The following is a 10,809-nucleotide window of genomic DNA, read 5'->3' as shown; positions in this document are numbered from 1 at the left end:
TGAAAATGTCGCCACCATCCCACGGAGGCAGGACAGCAACAACCAATCAACCGAAAAAACATTCGGTATCAACAAACATGGCACACTATTGAGTTCTCAAACAACAGACCAGCAACCGGGCACCACACCCGGAAACCGTGTTGGAATTCTTTTTCGCTGCGGTTCTTGCGATCTCTCGCTTTCCCCTCGGCGACCTCCTCAGCTTATCCGCATCTTCTCCGCTTTCCCAAATCGCTTTTCCACCGTTCAACGGTGCTGGCTCTTCGGAATGGAGAGTTCGTGGATCTGCCGGATTCGGCGCCGCGGACCGCGACGGTTTCCCGTCACTGCCCGAAACAGCTCCACCAGCGTACCGGACCCGTTCCCGGCCCACAAGCGGCCGGCCACCGCGCAGCGGTGATCGGTCGGGTGGTTCGAGGAGGTCGGTCCGCCGGATTCGGCGTTGCCGTCCGGGGCGATCTCTCGCGTCCCTTGCGGCGACTCGGAATACATTACACACGCCCCGGAGGGCCGTCAAAACCCCTGCGGGACCGGGCGGGGACCCGGCTTCGGGGCGGACGGGAGAGGGCGGCAGGAGCGGCGGGGGCGGCAGTGCGTAGGCTGATGGAACACCGATGCCCCGACCCGAAAGGACAGCAGATGAGCACCTCACCGGAAGAGCTGCCGGAGACCCCCGACACCTACGAGGGCGCCGCCGAGGTCGATCCCGAGCACTGGCGCGAGGATCCGCTGGTCGAGGACGCGGAGGCCGGCGCGCCGGACGAGCGCGTGGACCCCGAGCACCCCGAGGTCCCCTCGGAGCAGGAACTCCGGGACGAGACGGCGGAGGGCCGCTACGAGGCGGGGGACGAGCAGGTCCCGCCCGAGGAGCCCGCCATGGGCGAGGCGATCGCGGACCTCGACGTTCCCGAGGACCCCGCGTTCGAGGACGAGATCGACCCGAGCAACGACTCCTTCCACGGCGGCGCGGACCTCTGAGGGTCCCCCCGGGAAGAGCACGACGGCGCCCCTGCCGGCAGGGGCGCCGTCGTCGTTCCGGGGCCCGGGACGCCCCTGCAGCGGAGGTCCGGGCCTCGGGCCGGTCGGGGTCGCGGGAGCTCAGGCGAAGGCGGAGATGCCGGTGATGCTGCGCCCGACGATCAGGGCCTGCACCGTCTCGGTGCCCTCGTAGGTGTGCAGGGCCTCGATGTCGGCGAAGTGACGGGCCACGCGGTTCTCGATCAGGATGCCGTTGCCGCCCAGGAGGTCCCGGGCGTTGGCCGCGATCGAGCGGGCGGTGCGCGTGGAGGTGTACTTCGCCAGCGACGCCTGCTCGGCGGTGAGCTTCCCGGCCTCCTCCCGCTCGGTCATCCGCGCCACGAGAAGCTGGATCTGGGTCAGCTCGCTGAGCATCCGGGCCAGGCGCTCCTGGACGATCTGCGAGGCGGCCAGCGGCCGGCCGAACTGCACGCGCTGCTTGGCGTACTGCACGGCGGTCTCGTAGCAGGCCTGGGCGTGGCCCACCGCGCCCCAGGCCACGCTGATCCGGGTGGCGAACAGGACGTCGGCGGTGTTCTTGAAGGACCGTGCCGCCGGCAGCGCGTTCTCCTCGGGCACGAAGACGCCGTCGAACCGCAGGTGCGCCTGGTGGATGGCGCGCAGGGCGAGCTTCCCGCGGATGGTCGTGCCGGTGTAGCCCTCGCTCTCCTGCGGGACCACGAAGCCGCGGACCTGGCCGTCCTCGTCGGAGCGGGCCCACACCACGGTGATCCCGCCCATCGAGCCGTTGCCGATCCACTTCTTCTCGCCGTTGAGCACCCAGCCGCCGTCCACCGGGGTGGCCCGGGTCTCGAGGCTCACCGAGTCCGAGCCGTGGGTGGGCTCCGTGAGGGCGAACGCGCCGAGGAGCTCGCCCGTGGCCATCCGCGGGAGCCAGCGCCGGCGCTGCTCCTCGGAGCCGCACATCGCGATCGAGCGCATCGCGAGCCCGCCCTGGACGCCGGAGACGGTCGCGATGGACCCGTCGCCCCGGGAGAGCTCCATGCTGACCAGGCCCGCGGCGGTCTTGGACATCTCCGGGTAGCCGTCGACGGCCACGCCGTCGCGCAGCAGGTCGAGCTCCCCGAGCCTGCGGACGAGGTCGAGGGAGTACTCCGAGCGGTCCCAGTGCTCGCCGATGACGGGCAGGAGGTCCTCCTGGACGAACCGGCGGGCGCGCATCCAGTGCTCCCGGTCGGTGTCGGAGACCGCGTCGAAGGCCCCGGCGACATCGGTGTCGAGGGCCTCGTCGAGGACGTAGTCGGGCTCCACGGTGCCGGCGGGGAACAGGTTCGCGCCGGTCTCGGGGGTGGCGGTCATGGAAGGATCCTTCGTTCGGTGTGCGGGCAGGACGTCGGGGTCGGGCTCAGCGCCCGTGGAAGGGCCGGCCGAGGACGCGCTCGGAGGCGCCCGTGCGGTCGAGGTACGGGGTGATCCCGCCCAGGTGGAAGGGATAGTTGGCGCCGAGGACCATGCACAGGTCCACGTCCTCGGGCCCGGCGACGACGCCCTCGGCCAGCATGGCGCCGATCTCCTCGGCCAGGGCGTCCTGGATCCGCACGAGCAGCTCCTCCGGCGAGGCCGGAGCGCCCGGGGCGCCGGCGGGACGCCGCGTCCGGGTCCGCTCGAGCAGCCGGGCGGCGTCCGCCGCGAGGTAGCCGTCCGCGCCCGTCTCCGGGGCCTGCTCGGTGGGCAGCACGTGGGTCAGGCCCGCCTCGACCACCGCGTCCATCCACGGGGACCGCGCGAAGCGCTCGGGATACGCCCGGTGCATGGTCTCGTCCACGTGGTGCAGCACGGCCGGGCCCACGAAGTCGAGCAGCCGCAGCGGGGTCATGGGCAGGCCCATCGGATCGGGGGCGTGGTCGGCGGCCGCCACGTCCGTGCCCGCGTCGATCGCCTGGACGACCACGTCGAACAGCCGGGTCAGCACCCGGTTGACCACGAAGCCCGGGGCGTCCTGGACGCGCACCGCCGTGCGGCGCAACACCGCGGCGAGCTCGAACGCGGTCGCGAGGGCCGTGTCACCGGTCCGCCGCCCGGCGACGATCTCCAGGAGCGGGGTGACCTCCACGGGGTTGAAGACGTGGAAGCCGACCACCCGCTCGGGGTGCCGGAGGTCCTCCGCCATGGCGGTGACGGACAGGGAGCTCGTGTTCGTCGCGAGGATCGCGTCCGGCCGGACGACCTCCTCCCACTGGGCGAAGACCTTCTTCTTCACGTCGAGGTCCTCGAAGACGGCCTCGATCACGAAGTCCGCGTCGGCGAGGTCCTCCGGCCCGCTCGCCCCCGTGACGAGGGCGGACAGCTGCTCGGCCTGCTCCGCGCTGATCCTCCCCCTGGCCGCCTGGGCGGCGAAGCGCTCCCGGGTCCGGGCCACGCCGGCGGCGAGCCGTTCGTCGTCGAGGTCGGTCATGACCACGGGGATCCGGGCTCCGCTCGCGATGAGCGAGGCGAGCTGGCCGGCCATCAGGCCGGCGCCGATCACCGCGGCCTTGCGCAGGGGCACGGGGTCCGCCGCGGGCACGTCCGCGGCCTGCCGGGACCGTGCCGAGACGAGCTCGAACGCGTAGAGGGAGGCCTTCGCCACGTCCCCGCGGACCAGCTCGGCGAAGGCGGCCACGGCCTTCGCCCCGTTCTCGGTGCGGGTCTCGGTGCGGGCCGCGGCCACCAGGTCGATCGCCACGAGCGGGGCCGGGGCCGCGCCGTGCCAGGTGCGCTCGGCGCGGACCCGGGCCTGCTCCACGGCCTCGTGCCACTCCTGCTCGCCCGTGCCGCCGGGGGTGCCCGCACGGCGGCGGGGCTCGCCCGCGTCGAGCGCGGCGAGCGTGCCGGCGACCCACCCCTGCCAGGCGGAGTCCCACTCCCCGGTCCCCGGAGCCGCGTCGAGCACGACGTCCACGAGGCCCAGTTCGAGGGCTTCCGCCGCCTTGGCGTTCCGGCCCCGCAGGGAGTCGAACACGATGACGCGCAGCGCCGCGGCCGGGCCGATCAGGTGCGGGAGCAGGTGCACGCCGCCCCAGCCGGGGAAGAAGCCGAGCCGGCACTCCGGCAGCCCGAGCGGACCGGTGCGCGGATGGGCGGCGCGGTAGTCCGTGTGCAGGGCGAGCTCGAGCCCTCCGCCCAGGGCCTGCCCCGTGAGCAGGGAGAACGTGGGCACGCTCGCGTCGGCCAGGACGCCGAAGGCCTCGTGGCCGAGTCCCACGTACCGGTCGGAGACGCCGCTGAGCTGGGCGTGGCGGATCTCCTTGAGGTTGGCCCCCGCGCCGAAGGACCGTGCGTTGCCGGTGACCACGATCGCCTCGACCGCCGACTGGTCGATGGAGCCCAGGACGTCCCGGAGCTGCTCCAGGGCCGCGGAGCCCCAGATGATCAGTCCGCCCGGCGGGGTGGAGTCCAGCCGCACGAGGGCGACGGGGGCGGACCGGCCGGGCAGGACCAGCTGCTCGACGTCCACCGTGACGGTGGAGGGGAAGGACGGGGCGGGCGCGGCGGGTGCCATGGGCGGACTCCTGACGAACGATGTGATCGCCACCACTCTGACTGATACTCAGTCTCAGGTCAAGGGATTGAGTCTCACAGTGGTTTGTACAGGTCGCGGTCGGTTGCTTTGGTGAACGTCTGGGTATGCTCGTGGCAGCACGAGAAGAACGAGGATCCCCATGCCCACCCCCCTCCGCCGCGACGTCGCCGTCCTCCTGGATCTGGAGAACCTCTTCGGCGGACACCACCAGGACGTGAGGTCCGCACCCGTGCGCGAGATCGTCCGGGGCTCGGGCGAGTTCGTGCGCCGCAACGGCCTCGGCGGTCTGGTCGCCTCGGCCCGCGCCTACTCGGACTGGAGCCGGCCCGAGATGGGCGCCTACCGCCGCACGATGCTGGAGAGCGGCGTCGAACCCGTGCAGGTGTTTTCCTTCGGCCAGGGGATCAAGAACGCCGCCGACATGGAGATGGTAGTGGACGCGCTGCGGATCGCCAGCGACTGTCCCTGGGTGGGGGTCTTCGTCCTGGCCACGGGGGACGCCGGGTTCGTCCCCCTGGTACGGCGGCTGCACTCGCTGGGCAAGCACGTCGTCCTGGTGACCACCACGGGGCGCAACGCCGGCGGCGTCAGCCCGCTCCTGCGCTCCGTCGTCGACCACCACCACGTCGTCGAGCTCGCGGAGCCGGTGACCGCCCCGGCGAGGACCGTGGCGCCGGTGGAGGTCCCCGCGCCGCAGCCTCCACCGGTGGCCCCGGCCGGGCTCCAGGAGTACCGGAGCGCCGCCATGCGGCTCGTCGCCGAGAATCCCGCGGTGCTCGTCGACGGGGCCGTCCACGGCTCGCGTCTGGGGGTCCTCCTGCGCCGGACGATGCCGCACCGGAGCTACACCGACTTCGGCTACCGCAGTCTGGCGAAGTTCGTGGAAGAGGGGTGCGGCCTCCGGCTGCACCGCCCGTGAGTCCGCGGCGCACCGGGCGTGCTCTCCGGCCCGTGCGCCGGATACGCTGGCCGGTGATGATCGACGTGCTGCCCCCAGAGACCGAACGCCTCGCGTTCCGCCGCTTCGACGCCGCGGACCTCGACCCCATGCACTCCTACCAGAGCCGCGAGGACTACGCGCAGTACGCGTGGCGCGGCCCGCGCACGCGCGAGGAGTGCGAGCGCGCGCTGGCCGAGAACAGCGGCATGCGCCCCTGGAGCCGGGACGGCGACCACGTCCGCTTCGCCGTCTCCCCGAAGGGTTCACGGGAGCTGGCGGGCGAGGTCGTGCTGACCCTCACGGACGCCGCCGCCGCGCAGGTCGAGATCGGCTGGGTGGTCCATCCCGACCACGCGGGCCGGGGCATCGCCTCCGAGGCCGCCCGCGCCGCGATCGAGTTCGCGTTCGCCGAGCTGGGGGCGCACCGGGTCTGCGCGAGCCTGGACGCCCTCAACGTGAGCTCCGCCAAGGTCTGCGAGCGCATCGGCATGCGCCTGGAGGCGACCCTGCGGGAGAGCCACCACCAGCTGGGCGAGTGGCGCGACGAGCTGATCTACGCGATCCTCGCCGACGAGGTCTGAGCCCTCAGCCCAGGGCCTCCCGCACGGACGCCAGGACCTGCTCCGTGTCCGCGCCGGGGTCCAGGACGGTGACGACGACGGCGGGGCGCGTCCCGGCCGCCGCCGGCCGCGCGGCGCCGCCGGCCTCGTAGCCGGAGAGCAGCGTGCGCGCGAGCCGCTCGAGCTGCGCCGCCAGCTCGGCCGAGGGGTCGGTGTCCGGGGCGCGCAGCCAGGCCCGCAGGGCGGCGTTGTGCACCGCCACCGCGGCCGCGGACAGCGCCGTGGCCAGGGTGGCCCGTCCCGGGGAGTCCGGCAGCGCCGAGCGCAGGTAGCGCTGCAGGACCCGTTCGTAGCGGTGGGACGTGATGAGCTCCCGGTCCCGCAGCTGGGGGACCTGCCGCAGCAGGGCGTTGCGGGCCAGGGCGCGCTCGCGGTGGTCGAGGTGGTGGCGGAAGACGAGCAGCACGCCGTCCCGCAGCGCGGCGGCCGGATCGGCGTCCGGGTCGGCGGCCGCGCGGGCCAGCAGCTGCTCGAGCTGCTCGAGGTTCGCGGCGTGGTCCGCGAAGACGATGTCCTCCTTGGACCCGTACTTGCGGAAGAACGTGGCCCGGCTGATCCCCGCGGCCAGCGCGAGCCGGTCCACGGTCGTGGCCTCCCAGCCCTGCTCCGCGAGCAGCCGGATGGAGGCGGTGACGACGTCCGTGGTCGCCCGGGGGGTCTCGGTCATGGGTGTCCTCCTCGCGTCGATCGTAGACCGGCGGGCGCGGGGCCGGGACAGCCGGCGGGGTCCGTCAGCCCGCGGCGCGGTCGGCGTTCGCGTGAATCGCGTCGCGGACGTACTGCGCCAACCCGGGCTCCAGGTCCTCGTACGTCCTCGTGAACCGCGGGTCCGCCACGTACATGTCCCCCAGGGCCCGGTGGAGCTCCGGCGGGAGGTCGTAGAAGCGCTCGTGGATCTGGCGCCGGGCGGCCTCCGCAGCGTCCATCGCCTCGGCCGAGTCCGCGGGCAGCCCGGCGCGCCGGGCCTGCACGAACCGCTCGTTGATCGCCGCGGTCCCGGCGGCGATCCGCTGCCAGTCCTCCTTGTCGTAGCCCGCCGTGCGCCGGCGGGACTGCTGCCACGCGTCGGTGTCCCCCCAGCGGCGCTCGGCCTCCGCCGCGTGCTCGTCGCTGAAGCCGTCGCCGAACAGCTCGCGCCGCTCCTCCGGGGTCAGGTCGATTCCGGTCATGTCCTTCTCCAGTGCTCGATCGATCGCGGTGACGAGCTCGGCCAGCTCGGCCTGCCTCGCCAGGACGGTCTCGCGCTGCCGGCGCAGGTGCGCCCGCACGGACCCGAGCTCCCCGTCGACCAGCAGCTCCTCGATGTGCCCGAGGGAGAAGCCGAGCCGGCGGTAGACCACGACGTGCTGCAGACGGAGCAGGTCGTCCTCCGTGTACAGGCGGTAGCCGCCGGCCGAGCGCTCGCCGGGGCGCAGCAGGCCGACGTCGTCGTAGTGGTGGAGCGTGCGCACGGTGACGCCGAAGCGCCGCGCCACCTGTCCCACGGTGAGCCGTCCGCCGGCCGTCGCGGCTCGCTGTCCGTCCATGCCCTCCACCCTGGGCCCTTCCGCGGCGTGAGGGTCAAGCCCGTCGGTGCCGTCAGCCCGCGAAGGGCAGGACGGGCAGGCCGGGGACGTCCACCCGGACGGCGAACAGGGAGCCGGCGGCCGGATCCTCGTCGGCGGCGAGGTTCTCCCGGGACGTGGTGACGTAGAGGGTGCGCAGGTCCTCCCCGCCCAGGCAGCAGGCGGTGGTCTGGCGCGCGCCGACCTCCACGACGGTGTCCAGGACCCCCTCGGCCGTGTAGCGGTGCACCTGGCCGGCGCCGTGCAGCGCCACCCACACCGCACCCTCGGAGTCGACGGTCAGCCCGTCGGGGTGGACGTCCCCCTCCTCGAGCTCGGGCACCACGAAGGTGCGCCGGCCGTGCAGCCCTGCGGCCTCCGACCAGTCGAGGACGTCGACCTTCCCGGTGGGCGTGTCGTTGTAGTAGGCCAGGGCGCCGTCCGGGGACCAGGCGATGCCGTTGGAGACGGTCACGCCCTCCAGGACCGGCTCCCACCGCAGGTCCGGGGCCACGCGGTAGAGCGCGGCCGCCCCCTCGGCCTGGTCCCAGGCCATGGACCCCACGTAGAGGGAGCCGTCCGGGGCGGCCCCTCCCTCGTTCATCCGCACCGCCCCGGGCTCCCAGAGCGGCTCGGCCGGGTGCACGGTGCCGTCGGGGTCCTCGAGGGCCACCCCCGTCTCGAGCGCGAGCACCGCGCCACCGGTCGCGCGCGGGCGCACGCACGCCACGACGTCCCCGACGTGCTTGCGGAGCACCTCGCCGTCCGCGCCGAAGGACAGGACGTCCCCCGCGGTCAGGTCGACCCAGCGCAGCCCGCCCCAGGACGCCGACCAGCACGGCCCCTCGCCGTGGTGGGTGACGGAGTCGGTGATCCGTTCGGCCCGCAGGCGCCGCACCGTCATCTCAGCGGCTCCTCTCGGGCGCCGCCGGCAGCGCCGTGGTGGGGATCCGGTCCCGGTCGTAGGTGATCTCGGTGTAGCCGTGCGGGACGGGCCGGCCCTCCGGGTCGAGGTTCACGAAGACGATCTTGTCGATGCTCAGGATGAGGTCCCGGGTGATCATGTTGCGCACCTGGGCGCGCATGGTCAGGGACGTGCGCCCGAAGGCCGTGGCCGTGAGGCCCATCTCGATGATGTCGCCCTGCTCGGCGGAGCTCACGAAGTTGATCTCCGACATGTACTTGGTCACCGCGCGCCGGTTGCCGAGCTGGACGATCGCGTAGATCGCCGCCTCCTCGTCGATCCAGCGGAGCAGGCTCCCGCCGAAGAGGGTGCCGTTGGCGTTGAGATCCTCCGGCTTGACCCACTTGCGGGTGCGGAAGGTGATGTCCTGGGTCGTCATGCCCCCACGATACTGAGGCCGCGCGCCCCGCGGGCCGTCGCCTACAGCTCCACGGTGCCGCGGACCACCGGGCTGACGTGCCCGCCGACCCAGACGGTCTCCCCGTCCCGCTCCACCAGCACGCGCCCGGTGCGCCCGAGGACCGTGCCCTGGGCGGCGACGTAGCGGTCCGGGGCCCACCCGTGGTCGGTCAGCCACCGGGCCAGGCCGGCCTGGAGGCTGCCCGTGACCGGGTCCTCCACGACCCAGTCGCCCACGAACGCCCGCACCTCGACCGCGCACTCCGCGCCCTGCGGGTGCGGCCCGACCACGCCGAGCTTGAGCCCCGCCATGGCGGACCAGTCCGCGCGGATCCCCAGGACGGTCTCGGCGTCCGCCACGCGCACACCGATCCAGCCGGGACCGTTGTCCACCCACGACACGTCGAGGAGCGCGGACTGGTCCGTCCGCAGGGACCGCGCCACCCGGTCCAGCAGCGCGGGCTCGGCCACGGGCTCGTAGCGCAGCAGGGGCGGGGCCGCGAAGGCGAGCCCGCCCGCCCGGCGCCGCACGCTCACGAGCCCGACCCCGCACTCCTGCACGACGTCCTCGCCCGCGGGCTCCCCGCCGAGGGCGAGCCAGGCCGAGGCCGTCCCGAGCGTGGGGTGGCCCGCGAACGGGAGCTCCCCGCCGGGCGTGAAGATCCGCACCCGGTAGTCGGCGCCCGGGGCGGAGGGCTCGAGCAGGAACGTGGTCTCGGAGAGGTTGGTCCAGCGGGCGAAGCGCGCCATCGTGTCCTCGTCGAGGCCGTCGGCCGCGTGCACGACGGCGAGCGGGTTGCCGCCCAGCGGCGCGGCCGAGAAGACGTCCACCCAGCTGATCGCGTGGCTCGTCACGGCCTCAGAGCACCGGCCCGCGCGAGTTCCTCCGGGCGGGCCGGGTCCGTCCCGCCCGCCGGGCGCCCCGCCCGGGCGTCTCACCGCGTGCCGCCGCCCGGTCCTCCCGGAGCCTGCGCACCACCATGCCGACCAGGACGGAGCCCACGGTGCTCAGCACCAGGGGCAGCACCGCGCTGCGCTGCTCGCTGTTGTCGTACATGGCCGGGCCTCCTGCCGGAAGGCGACGCGGGGCGTCGTCGGGTTCGGTGCCAGAAATCCTACGCACCGTCCGGCGCGTCCGGCCACACCCCGGAGCTGCCGCGGCGGTGGCTGCCCACCAGGTGGGTGTCCACGATCCCGACCGCCTCCATGAGGGCGTGCATCGTGGTCGGCCCCACGAAGCGGAACCCGCGCGCCCGCAGGGCCCGGGACAGGGCCTCGGACTCCGGCGAGCGGGTCGGGACCTCTTCCGCCGTGCGCGGACGCGGGGTCCGTGCCGGGCGGAACGACCACACCAGCTCGGCCAGCCCGCCCTCCGCGCGCAGGGCCACGGTGGCGCGGGCGTTGCCGACGGCGGCCTCGATCTTGCCCCGGTGGCGCACGATCCCGGCGTCGCCCAGGAGCCGGTCGACGTCGGCCGGCCCGAAGCCGGCGACCGTGTCCGGGTCGAAGTCCGCGAAGGCGGCGCGGAAGGCGGGCCGCTTGCGCAGGATCGTGGCCCAGGACAGGCCGGACTGGAAGCCCTCGAGGCAGATCCGCTCGTAGAGCCCCCGCTCGTCCCGCACGGGGACACCCCACTCGGTGTCGTAGTAGTCGCGCAGCAGGGGGTCCGACGCCGCCCAGACGGGGCGGGCGAGGCCGTCCTCGCCGCGCACGAGGCCGGTTGTGGCGCCGGGCCGGGCCGCGGGATCAGGCAGGGAGCACATGCCGTGCATCGAACCACACCGCAGGCCGCGACACACACC

12 protein-coding genes are annotated in these 10,809 nt (G+C 73.7%); 3 read left to right on the top strand and 9 right to left on the bottom strand.

All coding sequences use genetic code 11. The features are described 5' to 3' along the window. Nucleotides 1-639 precede the first annotated feature (639 nt). Complete coding sequence (locus AVL61_RS04955; RefSeq protein WP_058873204.1) at nt 640-978, top strand: hypothetical protein; 339 nt, start codon at nt 640-642, stop codon at nt 976-978. 120 nt (nt 979-1,098) lie between these two features. Here the strand turns inward: AVL61_RS04955 and AVL61_RS04950 are convergent, their stop codons facing one another. Together AVL61_RS04950 and AVL61_RS04945 are read right to left on the bottom strand one after the other, a co-directional pair. Further along, a complete protein-coding gene (locus AVL61_RS04950) occupies nt 1,099-2,337 on the bottom strand; it encodes an acyl-CoA dehydrogenase family protein (protein WP_058873203.1) in 1,239 nt (412 codons plus the stop codon). A gap of 46 nt (nt 2,338-2,383) precedes the next feature. Further along, complete coding sequence (locus AVL61_RS04945; protein WP_058873202.1) at nt 2,384-4,519, bottom strand: 3-hydroxyacyl-CoA dehydrogenase NAD-binding domain-containing protein; 2,136 nt, start codon at nt 4,517-4,519, stop codon at nt 2,384-2,386. 160 nt (nt 4,520-4,679) lie between these two features. On the opposite strand from AVL61_RS04945, the gene AVL61_RS04940 reads away from it, so the two are divergent. Both AVL61_RS04940 and AVL61_RS04935 read left to right on the top strand, forming a co-directional pair. Next, nucleotides 4,680-5,459: an NYN domain-containing protein gene (locus AVL61_RS04940; RefSeq protein ID WP_058873201.1), complete on the top strand. Its 780-nt coding sequence runs from the start codon at nt 4,680-4,682 to the stop codon at nt 5,457-5,459. A gap of 56 nt (nt 5,460-5,515) precedes the next feature. Then, a complete protein-coding gene (locus AVL61_RS04935) occupies nt 5,516-6,061 on the top strand; it encodes a GNAT family N-acetyltransferase (RefSeq protein ID WP_058873262.1) in 546 nt (181 codons plus the stop codon). Between the two features lie 4 nt (nt 6,062-6,065). Here the strand turns inward: AVL61_RS04935 and AVL61_RS04930 are convergent, their stop codons facing one another. From AVL61_RS04930 to AVL61_RS04900, 7 genes are all read right to left on the bottom strand, one after another. Then, on the bottom strand, nt 6,066-6,767 hold the full coding sequence (locus AVL61_RS04930) for a TetR/AcrR family transcriptional regulator (RefSeq protein ID WP_058873200.1): 702 nt from the start codon (nt 6,765-6,767) through the stop codon (nt 6,066-6,068). Nucleotides 6,768-6,831: 64 nt separating this feature from the next. Beyond that, a complete protein-coding gene (locus tag AVL61_RS04925) occupies nt 6,832-7,626 on the bottom strand; it encodes a MerR family transcriptional regulator (RefSeq protein ID WP_058873199.1) in 795 nt (264 codons plus the stop codon). A 52-nt stretch (nt 7,627-7,678) separates the two neighbouring features. After that, nucleotides 7,679-8,548: an SMP-30/gluconolactonase/LRE family protein gene (locus AVL61_RS04920; RefSeq protein ID WP_197412638.1), complete on the bottom strand. Its 870-nt coding sequence runs from the start codon at nt 8,546-8,548 to the stop codon at nt 7,679-7,681. 1 nt (nt 8,549) lies between these two features. Continuing rightward, nucleotides 8,550-8,987, bottom strand: coding sequence for an acyl-CoA thioesterase (locus AVL61_RS04915; protein ID WP_082696958.1), 438 nt, complete (start codon nt 8,985-8,987; stop codon nt 8,550-8,552). Between the two features lie 41 nt (nt 8,988-9,028). Further along, entirely contained in the window at nt 9,029-9,862 is an 834-nt protein-coding gene (locus tag AVL61_RS04910; RefSeq protein ID WP_058873198.1) for a PhzF family phenazine biosynthesis protein, read from the bottom strand. Nucleotides 9,863-9,866: 4 nt separating this feature from the next. Beyond that, nucleotides 9,867-10,064, bottom strand: a complete 198-nt coding sequence (locus AVL61_RS04905) for a hypothetical protein (RefSeq protein WP_058873197.1) — start codon at nt 10,062-10,064, stop codon at nt 9,867-9,869. Nucleotides 10,065-10,122: 58 nt separating this feature from the next. Beyond that, nucleotides 10,123-10,779, bottom strand: a complete 657-nt coding sequence (locus AVL61_RS04900) for a DNA-3-methyladenine glycosylase I (protein ID WP_058873196.1) — start codon at nt 10,777-10,779, stop codon at nt 10,123-10,125. Between the last annotated feature and the right edge of the window lie 30 nt (nt 10,780-10,809).

Source organism: Kocuria rosea subsp. polaris (assembly GCF_001483755.1).
GTDB lineage: Bacteria > Actinomycetota > Actinomycetes > Actinomycetales > Micrococcaceae > Kocuria > Kocuria cellulosilytica.
Note: the sequence above shows the minus strand (reverse complement) of the source record. Positions and strands in the feature narration are given on the sequence as shown.

Excerpts from the sequence above, each read along its gene's own strand:
- AVL61_RS04925 (WP_058873199.1), bottom strand. The coding sequence starts at position 7,626 with ATGGACGGACAGCGAGCCGCGACGGCCGGCGGACGGCTCACCGTGGGA.
- AVL61_RS04900 (WP_058873196.1), bottom strand. The coding sequence starts at position 10,779 with ATGCACGGCATGTGCTCCCTGCCTGATCCCGCGGCCCGGCCCGGCGCC.
- AVL61_RS04915 (WP_082696958.1), bottom strand. The coding sequence starts at position 8,987 with ATGACGACCCAGGACATCACCTTCCGCACCCGCAAGTGGGTCAAGCCG.
- AVL61_RS04940 (WP_058873201.1), top strand. The coding sequence starts at position 4,680 with ATGCCCACCCCCCTCCGCCGCGACGTCGCCGTCCTCCTGGATCTGGAG.
- AVL61_RS04930 (WP_058873200.1), bottom strand. The coding sequence starts at position 6,767 with ATGACCGAGACCCCCCGGGCGACCACGGACGTCGTCACCGCCTCCATC.
- AVL61_RS04950 (WP_058873203.1), bottom strand. The coding sequence starts at position 2,337 with ATGACCGCCACCCCCGAGACCGGCGCGAACCTGTTCCCCGCCGGCACC.
- AVL61_RS04905 (WP_058873197.1), bottom strand. The coding sequence starts at position 10,064 with ATGTACGACAACAGCGAGCAGCGCAGCGCGGTGCTGCCCCTGGTGCTG.
- AVL61_RS04920 (WP_197412638.1), bottom strand. The coding sequence starts at position 8,548 with ATGACGGTGCGGCGCCTGCGGGCCGAACGGATCACCGACTCCGTCACC.
- AVL61_RS04955 (WP_058873204.1), top strand. The coding sequence starts at position 640 with ATGAGCACCTCACCGGAAGAGCTGCCGGAGACCCCCGACACCTACGAG.
- AVL61_RS04935 (WP_058873262.1), top strand. The coding sequence starts at position 5,516 with ATGATCGACGTGCTGCCCCCAGAGACCGAACGCCTCGCGTTCCGCCGC.
- AVL61_RS04945 (WP_058873202.1), bottom strand. The coding sequence starts at position 4,519 with ATGGCACCCGCCGCGCCCGCCCCGTCCTTCCCCTCCACCGTCACGGTG.